This is a genomic window from Acidobacteriota bacterium (genome assembly GCA_038040445.1).
Lineage (GTDB): Bacteria > Acidobacteriota > Blastocatellia > UBA7656 > UBA7656 > Onstottus_A > Onstottus_A frigus.
Window position 1 is genome coordinate 1 of the sequence record JBBPIG010000003.1, and the last position, 16,837, is coordinate 16,837.

The 16,837-nt window shown below is 56.9% G+C and carries 12 protein-coding genes; 3 read left to right on the forward strand and 9 right to left on the reverse strand.

The genetic code is table 11. The annotated features are described in order from the left end of the window. Nucleotides 1-115: 115 nt before the first annotated feature. The 7 genes from ppdK to AABO57_03845 all read right to left on the reverse strand — a co-directional run bounded on the left by ppdK (nt 116) and on the right by AABO57_03845 (nt 9,605). Entirely contained in the window at nt 116-2,890 is a 2,775-nt protein-coding gene (ppdK, locus tag AABO57_03815) for a pyruvate, phosphate dikinase (protein ID MEK6284844.1), read from the reverse strand. Between the two features lie 117 nt (nt 2,891-3,007). Beyond that, nucleotides 3,008-3,346 carry a hypothetical protein gene (locus AABO57_03820; GenBank protein MEK6284845.1) on the reverse strand — a complete coding sequence of 113 codons (339 nt, stop codon included), beginning with the start codon at nt 3,344-3,346 and terminating at the stop codon, nt 3,008-3,010. Nucleotides 3,347-3,540: 194 nt separating this feature from the next. Continuing rightward, the gene (locus tag AABO57_03825) at nt 3,541-5,007 is read right to left on the reverse strand and encodes a thioredoxin family protein (GenBank protein MEK6284846.1); all 1,467 of its coding nucleotides are present in this window, start codon (nt 5,005-5,007) and stop codon (nt 3,541-3,543) included. A gap of 292 nt (nt 5,008-5,299) precedes the next feature. After that, nucleotides 5,300-6,019 carry an ABC transporter ATP-binding protein gene (locus tag AABO57_03830; GenBank protein MEK6284847.1) on the reverse strand — a complete coding sequence of 240 codons (720 nt, stop codon included), beginning with the start codon at nt 6,017-6,019 and terminating at the stop codon, nt 5,300-5,302. Then, a complete protein-coding gene (locus AABO57_03835; protein MEK6284848.1) occupies nt 6,016-7,455 on the reverse strand; it encodes a hypothetical protein in 1,440 nt (479 codons plus the stop codon). The genes AABO57_03830 and AABO57_03835 overlap by 4 nt, the downstream gene beginning before the upstream one ends. A gap of 25 nt (nt 7,456-7,480) precedes the next feature. Beyond that, nucleotides 7,481-7,876 carry an FKBP-type peptidyl-prolyl cis-trans isomerase gene (locus AABO57_03840; protein ID MEK6284849.1) on the reverse strand — a complete coding sequence of 132 codons (396 nt, stop codon included), beginning with the start codon at nt 7,874-7,876 and terminating at the stop codon, nt 7,481-7,483. A gap of 238 nt (nt 7,877-8,114) precedes the next feature. Further along, nucleotides 8,115-9,605: an amidohydrolase family protein gene (locus AABO57_03845; protein MEK6284850.1), complete on the reverse strand. Its 1,491-nt coding sequence runs from the start codon at nt 9,603-9,605 to the stop codon at nt 8,115-8,117. A gap of 258 nt (nt 9,606-9,863) precedes the next feature. Here AABO57_03845 and bla point away from each other — a divergent pair, with 258 nt between their 5' ends. From bla to AABO57_03860, 3 genes are all read left to right on the forward strand, one after another. After that, nucleotides 9,864-10,886, forward strand: coding sequence for a class A beta-lactamase (bla, locus tag AABO57_03850; protein ID MEK6284851.1), 1,023 nt, complete (start codon nt 9,864-9,866; stop codon nt 10,884-10,886). A gap of 46 nt (nt 10,887-10,932) precedes the next feature. Further along, nucleotides 10,933-11,151 (forward strand): hypothetical protein, encoded by a 219-nt coding sequence (locus tag AABO57_03855; protein ID MEK6284852.1) that lies wholly within the window; start codon nt 10,933-10,935, stop codon nt 11,149-11,151. A gap of 207 nt (nt 11,152-11,358) precedes the next feature. After that, nucleotides 11,359-11,820 (forward strand): group 1 truncated hemoglobin, encoded by a 462-nt coding sequence (locus AABO57_03860; GenBank protein ID MEK6284853.1) that lies wholly within the window; start codon nt 11,359-11,361, stop codon nt 11,818-11,820. A 544-nt stretch (nt 11,821-12,364) separates the two neighbouring features. Here the strand turns inward: AABO57_03860 and AABO57_03865 are convergent. Together AABO57_03865 and AABO57_03870 are read right to left on the reverse strand one after the other, a co-directional pair. Continuing rightward, the gene (locus tag AABO57_03865) at nt 12,365-14,410 is read right to left on the reverse strand and encodes a DUF11 domain-containing protein (GenBank protein ID MEK6284854.1); all 2,046 of its coding nucleotides are present in this window, start codon (nt 14,408-14,410) and stop codon (nt 12,365-12,367) included. A gap of 299 nt (nt 14,411-14,709) precedes the next feature. After that, a complete protein-coding gene (locus tag AABO57_03870; GenBank protein ID MEK6284855.1) occupies nt 14,710-16,719 on the reverse strand; it encodes a heme-binding protein in 2,010 nt (669 codons plus the stop codon). Nucleotides 16,720-16,837: the final 118 nt, after the last annotated feature.

The following is a 16,837-nucleotide window of genomic DNA, read 5'->3' on the forward strand; positions in this document are numbered from 1 at the left end:
GAGTCCGGACGGGCTTTCGCTGGCTCGTTGGCTATGGACAGGAGACTCCTGACGGAGTCCGGACGGGCTTTCGCTGGCTCGTTGGCTATGGACAGGAGACTCCTGACGGTGTCTTTCACGCGGTATGCGAGATAGCTTGCTCGCTCCCCAACGCTGCTTGGGCCGCCGCCAATCGAGCGATCGGCACTCGAAACGGCGAGCAGGACACGTAGCTCAAGCCGATTCGATGACAGAAGCCCACCGATGAAGGCTCGCCTCCGTGCTCGCCGCAGATGCCGACCTTCAAATCGGGACGGGTTGCGCGGCCGCGCTCAGTTCCGATCTTTATCAACTGGCCGACGCCTTCCTGGTCGAGTACCTGGAATGGGTCCTCATTGAAGACCCGGTTCTCGATGTAGTTCAGCAGGAACTTCGGGGAGTCGTCCCGCGAGATTCCATAGGTCGTCTGAGTCAGATCGTTCGTGCCGAATGAAAAGAACTCCGCCTCCTGGGCGATCTTGTCCGCGGTGAGCGCCGCGCGTGGAAGCTCGATCATTGTGCCGACCAGGTATTCGATTTTCTGTTTGGTTTCGTCCATTACTTCCTGAGCGACTCGGCGCACGATTTCGGATTGTAGCCTCAACTCGTTCACGTCGCAGACCAGCGGGATCATGATTTCGGGCAGCACCTTTACGCCTTTCTTCTGGGCGCGGGCCGCTGCTTCGAAGATCGCTCGCACCTGCATCTCGGTTATCTCGGGGAAGACGATTCCCAATCGGCAGCCGCGATGCCCGAGCATCGGGTTCGCTTCGTGAAGCGACTGCACGCGCTCCCACAGATGCTGCGGCTTTACTTTGAATTTTCGCGCCAGCTTGCGCGTTTCGATTTCATCGTGAGGCAGGAACTCGTGGAGCGGCGGATCGAGCGTGCGAATCGTCACCGGCAGTCCATCCATCGCCTTGAATATTCCCTCGAAGTCCTTGCGCTGCAGCTTGAGCAAGCGCGCGAGCCCGCCCTTGTACATCCGCTTCGGCTCTTCGATTTGCAGTTTTCGCTTCCTGCGCGCGCGGCTGAGTTCCTCGACTTTCTTCGGCGCGGTAGCTCGGCGCAATTCGTTTTCGATCACCGCAAGCTCGCGTTCGAGCTTCTTGTAGTCGAGCGAGCCGAGAATCATTTCGCGAACGTAGTCGATGCGATCGCCTTCGAAGAACATATGCTCGGTGCGGCACAGCCCGATGCCTTCAGCGCCGAATTCGCGCGCGACGGTTGCGTCATCGGGCGTGTCGGCGTTTGCGCGAACGCGCATGGTTCGGAACCTGTCTGACCATTTCATCAAGGTCCTGAAATCATCACCAAGCTCGGGATCGATGAGCGGCGCCTGTCCTTCGATCACCCGGCCGCTGGTGCCGTCAACGGTGATCCAGTCTCCGCGTCGAATGCGTATTTCGTTAACGGTGAATTCGTTCTTGTCGTAGTTGATCGCGATTTCGCCCGCGCCTACGACGCAAGGCTTGCCCCAACCGCGCGCGACCACGGCAGCGTGGCTGGTAGGTCCGCCGGTCGAAGTTAGAATTGCCTGCGCGGCGTCCATGCCTCGCACGTCTTCGGGTGAAGTCTCGCGCCGAACCAGGATGACGGACTTGCCTTCAGCGGCCCACGCTTCGGCTTCTTCGGGTGTGAACACGACGCGGCCGCTTGCCGCCCCGGGGCTGGCGTTGATGCCGCGAGTGAGAACGTTAACCTGGGCCTTCGGGTCGATCATCTTGTGAAGCAACTGATCGAGATCGCCGGCCGGGACGCGAAGCACGGCGGTGCGTTCATCGATCAAGGCTTCGCGGGCCATGTCGATCGCGATCTTGACCGCTGCCGGACCGGTGCGCTTTGCGTTTCGCGTTTGAAGCATCCAAAGCTTGCCGCGCTCGATCGTGAACTCGATGTCTTGCATGTCGCAATAGTGGCGTTCGAGACGGTTGGCGACTTCGACAAACTGGCGGTAGATTTTCGGCATTTCCTGATTCAACTCGTCGATCGGTTTGGGAGTGCGGATGCCGGCGACCACGTCTTCGCCTTGCGCATTGGTAAGATAATCGCCGAACAGTTTCTTCTCTCCAGTAGCCGGGTTGCGAGTGAAGGCCACGCCGGTGCCCGAGTCGTTACCCATGTTGCCGAAGACCATCGTTTGGATATTGACCGCAGTGCCGAGACCATCGGGAATCCTCTCGCGCCGCCGATAAGCTTTAGCGCGGTCGCCGTTCCATGAACGGAAAACCGCCTTCACAGCCTCTTCGAGCTGTTTGAAAGGATCTGTCGGAAACGGCTTGCCTGTATGGTCCTTGACGATCTTCTTGAAGTCTTTGCACACGCGTTTCAGATCGTTCGCCGACAAATCGGTATCGAGCTTGGCGCGAGCCTTCTGTTTCGCGGCGCCAAGAGCGTGCTCGAATAGGTCTCCATCGATGCCCAGCACGATCTTGCCGAACATCTGAATGAAGCGCCGATAAGAGTCGTATGCGAACCGCTCGTTCGAGGTAAGACGGGCCAGGCCTTTGAGGGTTTCGTCGTTGAGACCGAGGTTCAATACCGTGTCCATCATTCCCGGCATCGAGAACTTTGCGCCCGACCTGACCGATACGAGCAGAGGATTGGAAGGATCGCCGAACTTCTTGTCGGTGGCGCGTTCGATCTGGAGCATCGCGCCGAGGGCCTGGCCCCACAGGCCTTCGGGGAACTTGGCGCCCGCGGAATAGTACGCGTTGCAAGCTTCGGTGGTGATGGTAAAACCGGGCGGAACAGGCAGCCCCGCATTGGTCATCTCGGCCAGCCCCGCGCCCTTGCCGCCCAGCAGGTCTTTCATATCTCCGCGCCCGTCAGCTTTACCGGTCGCGAAGAGGTAAATGTACTTTGTCGCCATTGGATCTCCCGTCTTGAAACGAAGCGGTGGTTCACAGTGAGAAACTATTGAGAAGAGCTAAACTAATCGAATAGTGGATGGCGCAGTGGTTGTCAAGCAAAGCGACTGACTCGCTCGTCAGGCAATAACCGAAACCATATCGAGCGACTTCGCTGCCAGCGACTGGTGGCCGATGAGGGTGGCCTTGCCGAGAGCTTCGGCCCTGGTGATGCCTTTGGTGAACAATCTCCATGCGACGTCTTGATCTATCACAACTTCGGCATCGGCGGGTTTCGTGACGTCGACGTAGAGACCCCAAGCGCCGTTCTCCCGCAACAGAACCCATCGGCCGCCGGCGTCGCCGGATATCGCTAAAGCTACAAGCGTGCCTTCTTTCGCCTCGACGTTTCTGTACGTCCGCGGTAGCGCTCGGACAAAAGCGTCGAGGAGCGGCGCGAAGAACTTCGGCTCTTTCAAACCAGGCTTACCGGCGGCGTCGCGGATTTGTTGTTGATGATGCCGTGGGTGGTATTCCCGAAGTTTTCACAGTCTCTGTCAGAGGTGATGCGCGAAAACCTGACGCGCACCCGATTTCGATTAGATTCTTACTTGAGGCAACGATCATCATTTCGACTAGATGTTTACGTGAGGCAACGGGAGAAGTGAAGCGCTCACCTGTTCGAGAATAGTTCGAGCGAGGTCAACACGAATTCCACCCCTGAGCTTTGTCCTTTCACTGGAACGTCCAGCTTTTTATGTAGCCACCACTCGGATGTTTCCTTCTCGGACCTTCGTGTGAGGTGTCGCGCGCGAAATTCCCCGGCCGGTGTGCGAATCGATTCGTCACCCTTTGCTTCACAATTGACCGTGGCCAGCGTGCCCAGCGCCTTATCAAACTCTAGCGGAGTGGCATAACTGGAAATCTGATAGCGATCTCCGTCCTGCGGCTGCACGAAGCCTTGCGCAGCGATTGACGGCGATGAGAGGAAGAACCGCTGCGGGACTTCAAGCGTTTGCGATATCACTCCGGAAACGCTCCCTCGCATGCGAGCCGTCATGGTTTTGCCGTCGACGTTGAATCGGGTGCGGGTTCGGTCATCTCCCTGGAGCTTTGTTATTTCAGCGAACGAGAGCCGGCGTTTTGCGTCCACGCGGTGGAAGACCTCAGTCGTCAGCTCGCCCATGGTTATCCGGCTGTGAACGAGGTAGCCGCCCTCTGAGGTGCTGAACAACTCCCACTGTTCGGCGCCGATTTGCTTGCCGTCGCGATCACGATATGAATAAGCGCCGCTAGCTATCTTTGGTCCGTGCTCCGATCGCCCGTTGTTGACCGGGTGCTTTCCGCTGAGTATCGCGGCAAGATCTTCTTCCATTGTCCCCGCCGCCGGGGTCTCGACTATGCGATCGAGCTCGCGCCCTCCGCGTTCGACAATCACGGTAGGAACGTTAGTGATGCGGCGGGGCTGAACGGTATCAACCGGTTCGCGGAACTGATTGTCTATGCCGATGAGCTTGACTTGAATCTTGTCATTAGCGGCGGCGCCCAGTGCCTTGATCAATCTGGGAATGTAGTTCTTGCTGTCCGGGCACCACGTGCCCAGCGCAACCGTGACGGTCGTGTCCTTGTCATTGGATTTGATCGCGGCGACTGCTAGAGCGTTGGGCTCATAGTTTTTCATAACCGAGCGCCAAACCGGGACAGTCTCCCAGAGCTTGTCCATGGTCAGCTCGCCCGTAGCTCCTGGATGCGCGCGAATCAGCACCGGCTTTCCGTCCACGACAAAGAAATAGATGGGCCCATCCACGCGGGTGAATTTGCCAACAGCCTTGATCGCGCCGGCTGCTTCAGACGTGGCAGTCGTGCGGTCGGCTCCGAACTGAAAGAGGTCCTTCGACATAGTGCCGACCGTATGCGCGGCCACGTCCAGCACGATCGCGGACTCGAGTTTTGGCGAGAGCAGAGCAAGCCGCGAAGGCGAATCGCTCGTTAGAACCTGAGCGCCTCGATCGAGCTCATTGTCGACGTAAACATCGCGCGTGGTATCGGTCCAGTTGAGCGCGGGGACATTACCGGTTTGTGCTGAGCCTACAGCGATGCTGGCTACGAAGAACAGCGCGAGAATGATCTTGACTCTCATTTGTCGCTCGCTTTCAGAGTGTATTCGGTTTGGCGCCAGAATTATCTCACGATATGTGTCATCAGTCTTGCGCCGCTTCAAGAAGGGGTCCCCAAGTCCATATTGACTGCGCCGCCTTTGAGTGAGAAGTGCACTGACGCTGACAGCGGCGGCGCTTTGGCTGCGGCCGAGGCTGGATCGCTTTTTGAAAATGGACCGTCTCGACTGCGAAGCAAAAGCGGCGGCGTAGATGTCGCCCGAGTGAAATGTAGCGAGGTGCCGCCGCAGTCCCAATGGACTGCGCTTCGGAGTTTCAACTGCTGAAATGGAAAAACACATCTTCGAACGGCGCGTCGCTCATTCCGGCGGCGGCTCGAAGCGCCGACGGAGAGTCTTCGGCAACCAATACGCCGGTTCTCATTATGCCTACGCGGCTGCTGATTCGTTCCACAAAACTCATGACATGTGACGCAACCAATACGGCGCGTCCGGCGCGGCGCTCGTCTTCGATGCGAAACCTCAGCTTGCGCATCATCTCGACGTCCAATCCATTGAGTGGCTCATCCAATATGAGCAACTCGGCGGCGCCGAGCATCGCGGCCGCGAGCCCGAGCTTCTTCCGCATGCCCAGCGAATATCCCCCCACGAGTTTGTTCCGAGCCGGGTCTAGTTCGAAAAAATTCAGCTCTTCCGGGATCCTCGTCGAGGCGGCATCCTTCAACCCTGCAACCAGCTCCAGGTACTCTCTTCCCGTCAGGTGTTCATACAGGATCAGCTCTTCGGGCAGATAGCCCAGATGCTTTCTCGTTGAGGGCGCGCGATGCGAGATGTCTTCACCGCAGACCAACACCCGCCCCGCGTCCGGCTCGGTGATTCCGACAAGCATCCTCAGAAGAGTCGATTTCCCCGCACCGTTGGCCCCGACAAGCGCGTAAACCTCACCGCGCAGTATCGACAGGCTCACGTTGTCGACCGCAACAACATCGCCATAACGCTTGGTCACGCCTTCGACTGCTACGAGCGTATCGCTCACTCGGCCTCCGTGATCAGGTAGTAGCGCGCTCGCTGGCGCCCTCGCGCAAGGAGAGAGTGCATCACCTGCGGATAAGCCACAAGACCGACGGGCCACAGCATTGCGGCCAGCAGTCCCAACGCCAATGCGAGCGAGCCAAGCACGATGATCGCCAGATCCGGCCGAGTTGGCATCTCAAAAGACAGCGCGCCAATCAGCGAGCTTACCAGCCACCACAACCAGAGACATTCAGCAAGGAGCGGGAGCGCGTAGAACATCGGGACATTTCCAGTGAGGATGCCTGCACACCAAATCATGAGCGGCGCGGGTGTTGTAACAAACCGCGCATAGCAGATTTTCGCTTGCAAGAGGTCGAGACCCGTCGTTCCGGCTGCGCGTTCAAGCCACATGTGCGGCAGCTCGTACGCTACCAGCACCGGTGACAACGCGGCTAACGTGACGACGGTCAATACGCAAGCTATCTTGATCGCCACTACCGGCGGCAGCCACGTCGCGTCGAGCCACGCAGTTTCGCGGATGGCCGGGGGCAGGAAGTCCGTTGTGAGCGCAGCTATCAGAGCCAGTGTACAGAGCGCGGTGACTGCGAATACTACGTACACTGCCGACGAGAATGCGCGAGCGGTCAGTTGCAGATCGCGCGCGAGCTGCGCCGCAACCGAAGGTGAGAGTCTTCGACAAATAGAGTCGGCGATCGGGATGGTTGAGCGGTTGGACGGTTGCAGCCGCCTGGCATATTCGATGTCCGGACCACGCCACCGTTCATTCAAACGATGGGCGAGATAGTAGACAGTCAGAATCCAGACGAAAGACGCGGCAGATAGCCAGAGGTGAGCGCGTGATGAAAACATCGCCGGCTTGAGCACCATCGTCAGCAGTGAACCTCCAAGAATTCCGTTGAACAACAAAACAAGAATCGCTGCGATTGCCGCACCCGTGTTCTTCTTGTGCCCCCAGTGAATCCAGTTGAGCGCGGCCAGCGTTTCGGAGAGCGAAATGATGGCTACCAAAGAAAGAAGCAGAGGAAGATCAAGCGCGCGAATCGAATCGATTTCGCTGAACGACGCGCGCGCGATCAACGCCACGGCTGCGACTGCCAGGGTTCGAGCGACCCGCGTCGCCAGGGCCGCGTGCATATGCGCTGCCGCGGAAACGGGAAGGGAGTCGAAGTAGGATTCGGGACGGCGCAGGTGATAGATTTCCGCGCTGGCGCGTGAAAGGCTCAATCCGAAGAGGCTTAAGTTGAAAAGCGTCGCAAGCGTGATGGCAATCAGAGGCGAGGGTTGCCAGTCAGGCAGATTCTCGGCTAGCCGCAAGGCCGTAAAGTAGGTCGTTCCCAAAACAACCGGCGCCAGTATGAGCCACGCGTACACATGTTGCCGCGCCCAGCGTAGCTGAGCGCGAACGGACGCGCCGATCAGCAGCAATGATTTCTTCACGTCGAAAGCCTGACGAGCGTCACGGCTAGTTCACACCCAGCAGCTCTATCTCGAATATGAGAGTGGCGTTAGGCGGAATCTTTGGTGGGCGTCCGGCGGCTCCATAGGCAAGGTTGGGTGGAATTATCAGTCTTCGCTTGCCGCCCACCTTCATCGTCATTATGCCCTCATCCCAGCCATCGATCACCGCTCTGGTGCCGATGAGAAAGGTGTACGGCTGGCCGCTATCGACTGAGCTGTCAAACTTTGTTCCGTTTTCAAGTGTGCCGGTGTAGTGCACAGTCACATTTCTACCGGGCTTCGGGCTTTCTCCTGTGCCGACAACCTCGTCGATGTATTTTAGTCCGGATGCCGTGGTCACTTGAGAGCCGGCGACAGGGGCTGAGCCTTGCAGTATGACGAATAGCCCTGCAAAGAGCAGACCTGCCGCTACCAGCGCGATGACTGTGAAGACAGCGATTCTTTTGGTCGTTTGTTGAGATTGCTTCTTTGAGGAATGGCTAGTGCGGGATGATTTTCCGCCTCGGCTGGTTTTTCGTTTTCGACTCTTCGGCAAAGCTTTTTCTCCTATGAAGGAAGTTCGTACCCGTTTACTTGATAGACTATGAAACAAACTTCAGCCTGAAGGCGGTACTACGAACTCCTTAACCTTGCTTTAGCTATTTCGCGGTAACAGGCGCCCGAATCGCCCGGCCTGGATTGACGCCCTGTTGGAGCTTAGCATCTTTCACAACAAACACGCCGCCGACCAACACATGCTTGATGCCCTCAGAATACTTTGCCGGTTCTTCGAAGGTCGATCTATCGATGATCAGGGCGGGGTCGAATATCGTGAGATCGGCGTCGGCGCCGGCTCGAATGCGCCCCTTATTCTTCATCATCGGCGCGAGGCGTTCCAGTCTTTGGGCAGGCATTATGGTCATCTTGCGCAGGGCATCCATTAAAGTCAGCGCCCTTTCGCCGCGCACGTAGCGTCCTAACACGCGCGCATAGGCGCCTGAACCTCGTGGGTGGCCCTTGCCGTTTTGCAGACCTCCGTCGCTGGCGATCATGGTGATCGGACTCGCGACTGACATTCGCGCGATCTCCTCGGGAATCGAGTGGCCAATGACGCCGCCGCCTGTCTTCCGATACCTCGCAAAGCTTTCGGCCGTCAATCGCTCACCGGTCGCTACCCATTGCAGGTCCTTGTAGTCTATGCCCAGCGCCTCCTGCCATCCTTCATCGTAAATGGCAGACTCGATGTTTGTCTGCGTTGCCGTGTATGGGTAGCACTCCGTCGTAACGTCGAGACCGCGCGACTGCGCCTCGGTGATCATTTGAAGCAGGAGCGGAGTCGCGCGAAGACCCATGCTGCTGATGTGAACTACGTGCAGCGGCGCGCCGGTAGTCGCCGTAGCCGCGAGTACTTCTTCAAGCGCGCGGACGCTATTGTTAGGTTCCTTCAAACCAGCGTAGCGCATATGCACGAAGCACGGCGCGGCGTGCTTCGTGGCCACGCGGAACATCTCCAGAATCTCCCAATGCGAAGCGGCGGCGGTATAGTTGATGCCGAAGCCGACCCCGAGCGCGCCTTGCTTCAAGCCTTGCTCGATTTGCCGCTTCATCTCTTCGATCTCCGAGTCCGAGGCGGCCTTGTGCGCGGCATCTCCGCTTGGTAAGAACGCGCCCGGATCGCGCATCACAGCGATGCGCACCGGAATGTGGCCGATGCTCGCGCCGTGGTTGACTAACGCCTTGCCTTCACGCGCGCCATACCACTTCTCCGCGTTGCCGGTTCCGACCTCAAGCTCGAGTGCGGTGGTCACTCCGTCCATCGCCTTGAAGCGATAGTTCTCCTGATCCTGGCCGTGCGAGTGCAGATCGATGAAGCCCGGCGCGACAACGAGTCCGGTTGCGAGGACGGTTATGCGGCCCCTTAAGCTCTTCTCGGTGATGGCCTGGATGATGCCGTTGCTGATGCCGATATTGCGGATTGCGTCGAGCCCGGACTCTGGATCGACGACTCGGCCGTTAAGGATCACGACGTCGTAGTCGGACTGCGCTGCCGGCGAAACGACTTCGCCTTGCAGAACCACTGAGACCGTGAGCAGGGCGCAGCACAATACGACAGCAGTGCGGCGCCTGGCATGTGAAGTGCGATGATTCATGAAAGCCCCCGTTCTACATATCGATCAACATAGAAGCGGAGAATATGGAATCCGAGCCGGGCCTTGTCAAGTGGAAAGCCTTGGGCGTGCGCGTCAGATTTTGCACATCAGAGGTGATGCGAGAAAATCTGACGCGCACCCGCAACCCGGGCTGTGGAGAGATTCCAAGTCTCTTGGTATGCTTGGAGTCCTCGCGGCAGCCTAAGAAGACCGAAAGGAATAACAATGAGACAGACGGAAACTCTAGAGCGGAGAACCATGATCAGTTTGTCCCTGGTTCTGGCGCTATTGCTGAGCGCTACCTGTTTTGCGCAAACAGCTACCAGCTCGCGTGCGGCGAGTGATCCTGCGCTTCAAAGACTCGAGCGCGAAATCGCGCGAGTGTCGGCGGTATCGGGCGGCGTCGTTGGCGTAACTGCGATCCATCTCGAAACAGGCCGCCGGGTATCAATGAACGGGTCCGATCGCTTTCCGATGGCGAGCACATTCAAAGTCCCGATCGCGGTTCAGCTTCTGACTCGAATCGACAAGGGCGAAGTGAAACTCGACCAGATGATCGATATCAAGCAGAGCGATCTGCATCCAGGCAGCGGAACGCTTAGCGACCTGTTTAACAAAGGCGGGCTGGCGCTGTCAGTGCGAAACTTGATGGAGTTGATGCTTCTGATCAGCGACAACAGCGCGACGGATGTCTTACTACGCACCGCTGGGGGAGCGGACGCGGTCACCGCTCGCATGCGATCTCTGGGTATCGATGGGATTAGCGTGAATCGCTCGACCGCGCAATTGATCGCCGACCGGGCGGGCGTTACGAGTCTTCCGCCGGAGGATCAGTGGAACCCGGTCGTCTTCTTCGTAGCGTTCTCGGCGGTGAAGCCCGAAGACCAAAAGGCCGCGGCGAAGAAATTCGACACCGATCCTCGCGATACCTCGACTCCGGATGGTATGGCCGCTCTGCTTGAGCAGATCTATCACAAAAACATTCTAAAGCCAGAGAGCTCGGCCCTATTGCTGGACATCATGCGCAGGTGCAGGACTGGTGATATGCGGCTCAAAGGGCTGATCCCGCAGGGAACCGAAATCGCGCACAAGACCGGGACGATCGGCGGGAGTACAAACGATGTCGGGATCATTGCGCTTCCGGACAACGCCGGGCACGTAGCTATTGCGGTGTTCGTAAAGTCATCTGAGAAGGACACCGCCGCCCGCGAACGAGGGATAGCCGAAATTGCCCGAGCGGTGCACGATTTCTTTCTGTTCCAGCCTCGCCCTTCTTCATGAGGAGCTCCCGTTCAGGGTTCGTAGTCCCGCTTTCAGGCGGAAGTTTGTGAAACGACGTCTCCGCCAATCGAGCTACGAGCTTCCGCCTGAAGGCGGGACTACGAACCCTGAACTCGAATCTGGCTTGGGAACGTTCGATTGCCCCGTCTTTTGTGCTTTGTGGCTTGGGCGGTTTGTGAGAGACTTGTCCCCGACAAGGGTCGTGGGCACTCAGCGCAAGGCTTTTGTTGAGCCGCTTGAATCCGTTTCGCTGCGGCTGGCGTAAACTGAGTTTGAAACTAAGAGTGGTCCAATTTCCCGCGCGATCTGACGCGGATTCTTGATCCGAATGGCATTATCCGATCGCTTGATAGTGCGTGTGTCGGCTGCTATCGAGACGCGTGGCTAGTACACTCGAAACAGTTCGACTTGGAAGAAGACGCGGCTTCGAAGCCGGTATCATTTAATCACCAAGAAGGAGAGTACAAACTGTATGCGTAAGAAACTGATGGTAGTCGCGATCGCGGCGGCAGTGGCAATGGGATGTTTCAGCATCGCATCCGCCGAGGCGAAGGATAAGAAGGCAAAATCGCTCTACTCCCGGCTCGGGGGTAAGAAGGCCATCACCGCCGTCGTCGGTGAGTTTGTCAACAACTGCGCAACTGACACGCGGATCAACAAGTTCTTTGCCGACACGGCCAAGGATCCGAAGCGGCTTGCGAAGTTCAAGAAGAACCTTATAAACCAAATCTGCCAGGCGAGCGGTGGACCCTGCAAGTATACGGGCAAAGCCATGAAGCCGGCTCACAAGGGTATGGGCATTACGGACGCAGACTTCACCGCGCTGGTTGAGGACCTTGTGAAAGCGCTGGACAAGTTCAACGTCGGTGCGACTGAGAAGAACGAGCTTCTTGGAGCGCTAGGCGGGATGAAGGGCGACATAGTCGGGCAGTAAGCTCAAATCAAGAAAAGGGGAATGAAGCACCGGCGAGCACGCCAACGTTTCCTCTTTAAAACTAGAAGACGCCTGCGGAGAACGAAAACTCCGCAGGCGTCGACTTCTTTGCTTAGGCCACACTCCTCAAGAATACTCAATCCTCAGACTCCCAGATCGTTTCAATCTCTTTTCCTTTCTAAAGTAACATTCTCCTTTCTAAGGAAGGTTTCGCGAAGGCGCCGCCTGTTTCCTAGAGGTGGCGCAGACGGGCAAGCACAAACCGACTGCCAGTTTGAATTTTGAAGTAGATAGGCGCTACAACCAGTGGGCTCTCTGCTCGGCGCAAATTCGTACACTGACCGGGTCTGTCTATCCGTCTTCCTTGACGTGGACAAGCGTTCAAGGCCGGCCAGGGGCAAGGTAGTGGGTGGTGGTGTGTGTCCTGAAAAATAGTCGGACACACGTTCTCCAAGGCTCCACTAGCATCGCGCCTAGGCGGGCTTATTAGTTGATAAATCTCCGTATCGTGCCTGTTCAACCATGCATTCCAGATCGCGACTCTTCATTGGGCTGTGAGCAAAGTGCTTGAGATTCCGCCATTGCTATTGCGAATCGTTAAAAGGGGAGTCTTTCCGGGTCCTAGTAACTCCGCCACACTCTTGCCACCAAGTAATGGTCCCTTCTGGATAACTACCGACTCGTTCTTCAGGCGCGCTGGCTTCTTAAACCTAACTCCATCTACGAAGATTTCGAGAGGGTCACTGAATCCTTTCCCTCTGATTGTCAGTCTGGATGAAACCTCTATCTCCTCTAAGGCAGGCCCACCTGGCACACCGGCCCCAGTACCAGGATTTGTTTCTACCTCGTTGGATGTACTACAGCGCCAGACGGCGGTTACAGCGTAGAAGGATCCAATCGCCGCGACAGGAATATTGGTCTTGTATATCGCTGTAAAGGCCGCCCCAACGGCCGTAATAATCTTGACTAGATTCGCTGGTATTGTTTGCACCAGTGGGGTATTCGACTGATATATGTTAAACCCTTGCAGCGTACATGTGGCCTGAGGGAAGACAAAAGTATCGCCAAGAGATTCGCTACCAAATATATCCGAGTTAGCGAACGCTGATGAAGCGGGGTTCACCCTCAGGTCTCGTGGGGCGGGAGTAGGGTCCGATAGAGTCGACGGTTGCAGCACCCAAGAGAGTTCTACTAGGCCCCCGCCTCGAACTGATTTCCGATCAACTGCTGTATTGTTATCGTCATTCGGATCGTCCGACCCCGAGAGCTGAAGCGGTATTGAACAAACTGCCCGAGGAAACTTCTCCCCAACAGATCCATCAATAATTTCAACTTTATTCATCAGGACCGAGCCGGCCGGAGTAAGAACATTAACCTTTATCGCGATCGTGAACGATTCGCCTGCGAGAAGACCGGTGCCACCTATGATCGCGCCGCTGGAACCGACTCTAGGCGTTATGAAACCACTCCTGCTCGCGCTTATTGAGGAGAAGGTTGTGCCGACAGGAAGTATGTCAAAGAGGGTAAAAAAGGCAGCCGCGTCCGGGCCTGCGTTTCTCACGGTAATGTTATACGTAACCTGTTCGCCAGGGGCGGCAGATTCAGAAGAAGCTGTGCTTGTTACAGATAAATCAGATTTAGGCAATCCCGGTAGTTCGGGCGCGACACTCACCGTTTCATCTGCCACGTTGTCACTCGGGTTTGGATCGCTTAACGTGCCGACAACGCTCGCGGTATTCTTTATTTGTGTACCCGGCTGTGCCGTGACCTTTACAACCAGCCAGACCAATGCCGAGGAACCGGAAGGTATTGCTCCTAAAGAACAAGCAATCACGCCGTTCCCGCCCACCGGGGGTGCCGTGAATCCCCCCTGACTTATCGCAACGGCATTAAAGGTCGTCCCGGTCGGTACAGAATCTGTAACGGTAACACCGGTCGCAGTCTCCGGTCCGGCGTTGGCAACTTTGATTGAGTAAACTAGCAGGGCTCCGCTGGGCACCTCGCCAGCGGAACTAGAATTAGTTATCGATAAATCCGCTCCCTGAGTCCGATCAGGCCCTAGCAAAGTGATCAGGGGAAAGCAGGCGCCTGTAGGGAAACCATCGTCGCTGGTACCGGAAATAGTCAATGCCACGTAGCCACTTTGCCGGCCATTCAAGCCGACACAAAGATTCGCACACACTTGCGCGAACGCCGGAATCCGGTTGCTACCGGGACCACAATTAGCAACAAAGCCGGCAAATTCAGCGCCTGTATTATTTCGAGAACCTATTTGGTTGAAGTTATTGTCATAGAAAGTCAAATTGAGATTTTGTATAGTAGCGCCCACTCCTCCTATTTCTGCAACGGTAACCTTGAAATCCCAAGCGGGGCTGGTCCCATTACATGAGTTTTTGGATTGAGGTACAAAGGTAGAATCGATTGTCCCCCGAAGCTGCGCGCCAGCAGCACTATGCGGAGATTCATTGGTGTAAGCGGGGCCCTCAAGCCGGCTAATAGTAGATCCTATTCCTCCAGTATAAGTAGAGGGCAGCACACAAAAAACCAAGAAAATACATATGATGAGGAAACAAACAATACTAGGCTTCATATCTGCTTCTCCTGTGATGATCAACGTTGTCAGAGTAAGCCGCTAGGCTCCGGCTTAAAGCTAAAAGCGGCGAGGTGGACTCACAACCCAAGTTCAGCACCCGCTCAAACTCTTGGCAGTCGCAGCGAGTCTATCAGAATCCCTAGGGCTGTCAATCACAAACGCGGAGCGGAAGTCTCTCTTAACAAACCAACGTCATGATGCGAGGCAAGCCGCGCGAAGCACAAATTGCGAAGGGAGGCTATCAGGGAGGCCGGAGCGCCGGTTCTCGGCGCTTCGACCTCCTCTTTTTCGTTGCGCTAGCGATTGGGATGCCGGGGAAACTTTACGTAGGGCAACCGGACGCCGCGAACAAAGACCCGGTCGGAGCGAATGTCCAGTGGCGCTTCAAATCCGGCGCTTCCCATCGTGGAGACCAGATCGTCCTGATCCACGCCGTCGCCGCTTACGCCAATGGCGCCCGCAAGCCGGCCGTTCTTGAATAGCGGCACGCTCCCGGGAAAAATCTGAATACCATTCTTGAGGCTCGAAATGCCGGTGCAATCCGCGGGGCTGAAGGCTCCGGTGGTGACGAACCTCCCTATCGCGGCAAGCAAAAGGTCGAGCTGCAAGCCGTCGTTGAACGGGCTGAAGTCCTCAATCGGAACAGAAAAGGGTCCGTTTTCCGTGTCGTCAATTCCGTCCGGGAAGAATGGGCGCTCGAGAAAGCCTTGCGCCCGGTCGGAGAAGGCAACGGACCCGTCGAGCTTCACTCCGTCCTTGCTCGCCGCGTCAGTGTAGCGTCCCATTCCTCGCGAGCGAAGATCGGCGCCCGCCGACGCTTTGCTGAAAAAGGCAGCCGTGCGGGCCTTTTGCACGCAAACATCGAAGCCAAATATCGGCGCGTCGATCGTGCTGAAGATTCCGAGTACCGTTCCGTCAACGTCGACCACTGAGATGTTAACCTCTGTCGCGCTGTTCAAAGGCTGTCGAATAGCCGCTCGGGTGATGAACGCTTGCCTGGCTGCCTGAGCGATGATCTGTTGAACGTCGCTCTTGCTCAACACCGAGCCCCCGCTGAAAGGAAAGAACCGGCTGTCAACTCGCCCCGCCGGTGCGGAGGAATCGATGGTCGCAACAGTGAACCTGGATGGTTGGGCGTCTCTGATCCCGGGAGCGAGAGCCCCAAGGGTTACGACCTGGCCGCTCAATTGATCGAAGGGCGTAGCTTGAGTTTGCGGCGGCATCGGCGTGTTGACGAACGTAAATCTGATACCGTTTACGATGATCTTGTCGCCCTGAATCTCCGGTGGTGTTTCGAAGCCTCGAGTGGCAGCGCGCGCGATCAGTTCCTCGACTGGTTGATCGTCATCTGCCGGGTCCAGGTCTAACGTGTAAGCGCCATCGCCTTCAACCCCGATTCCGCCGACTTGGATCCCATTCTTGTAGAGCGCGATTCCTCCTGGATCCGCGGCGAGCCCCAGCGGTGACCGAGCGTTGATATCACTGCAGATAAGAAACTGCGAGAACTGGACGCCGAACAGCGGACCGCCTGTTTGGAAATTGACGCCGGGCGGGAAGTGCTCTTGCACGATGAAGCTTGCAGTGCGAGTCGTGAAGCTGTGGCCCTGGCTGCTGAGGAACGCGCCGGTCACCGCCTTTGAGATAGCGGCAAGAGTCGCACCGTCCGAGACTGGAAGCACACCGAGGCGCAGCCCGTCGAGTCCACAGATCGGATTGTTGATAGTGTTGCTCCCAGAGCACCGCCTGCCGCCGCCTATCGTAATATCGTTGCGGGCGCCAGTCATTCTGAAGATGCCAAGGATGTTGCCCTCCTTGTCGGTGACCGCGATGGTGACTTTCAGTCCACTTGCGTCAGCCTGAGCTGCCGCCTGCGAGATTATCTTCTTCACGTCGTCGGCGGTGAGCTTGCTCTCGTCGGCGGCGATCTCGACCGTGATGTGAACCATCGCCGAGGCAGTACCATCCGGATTGGTGACGGTTACGTCGATCCCTTCGGTAATATCTGCGGCCGCAACCTCGTAGATGACGATTTTTGTCGAGCCTTTTACCTTGGCGCGAGCAAAGCTGATCGAGCCGTGCGCGTTATTGAGGGCAACGGTTGCGCCCTTCTGGAAATTCTGGCCTTTGATGATCAGTCTGCCGCCGTCCGGGTCATAAAGCGCGGTTTCCGAAGTGATTTGGGGGACGGGACCGGATTGGATTAACCAGGCGAGAGAGTGTCCGCTGAGGGCGACCATCACGATTGCAATCAGCGCTGCGATCGTTCTGGTGATTCGATACTTTCGAACCAAATCCCGGATTGCCATCTTATCCTCCTGAAGCGTGTTCAATCCAAGCGACGTTCAACTTGAGGCATTGCGTTACAAGCTACGCGCTTGTTTCTTCGCGCGGCAGTATAGCGAATGTGTAATTGGGCCGCAAGCA

What these genes read in the sequence shown, in the direction of transcription:
- ppdK (MEK6284844.1), bottom strand. Translation starts at nt 2,890, where the DNA reads ATGGCGACAAAGTACATTTACCTCTTCGCGACCGGTAAAGCTGACGGG.
- AABO57_03825 (MEK6284846.1), bottom strand. Translation starts at nt 5,007, where the DNA reads ATGAGAGTCAAGATCATTCTCGCGCTGTTCTTCGTAGCCAGCATCGCT.
- AABO57_03845 (MEK6284850.1), bottom strand. Translation starts at nt 9,605, where the DNA reads ATGAATCATCGCACTTCACATGCCAGGCGCCGCACTGCTGTCGTATTG.
- bla (MEK6284851.1), top strand. Translation starts at nt 9,864, where the DNA reads ATGATCAGTTTGTCCCTGGTTCTGGCGCTATTGCTGAGCGCTACCTGT.
- AABO57_03860 (MEK6284853.1), top strand. Translation starts at nt 11,359, where the DNA reads ATGCGTAAGAAACTGATGGTAGTCGCGATCGCGGCGGCAGTGGCAATG.
- AABO57_03865 (MEK6284854.1), bottom strand. Translation starts at nt 14,410, where the DNA reads ATGAAGCCTAGTATTGTTTGTTTCCTCATCATATGTATTTTCTTGGTT.
- AABO57_03870 (MEK6284855.1), bottom strand. Translation starts at nt 16,719, where the DNA reads ATGGCAATCCGGGATTTGGTTCGAAAGTATCGAATCACCAGAACGATC.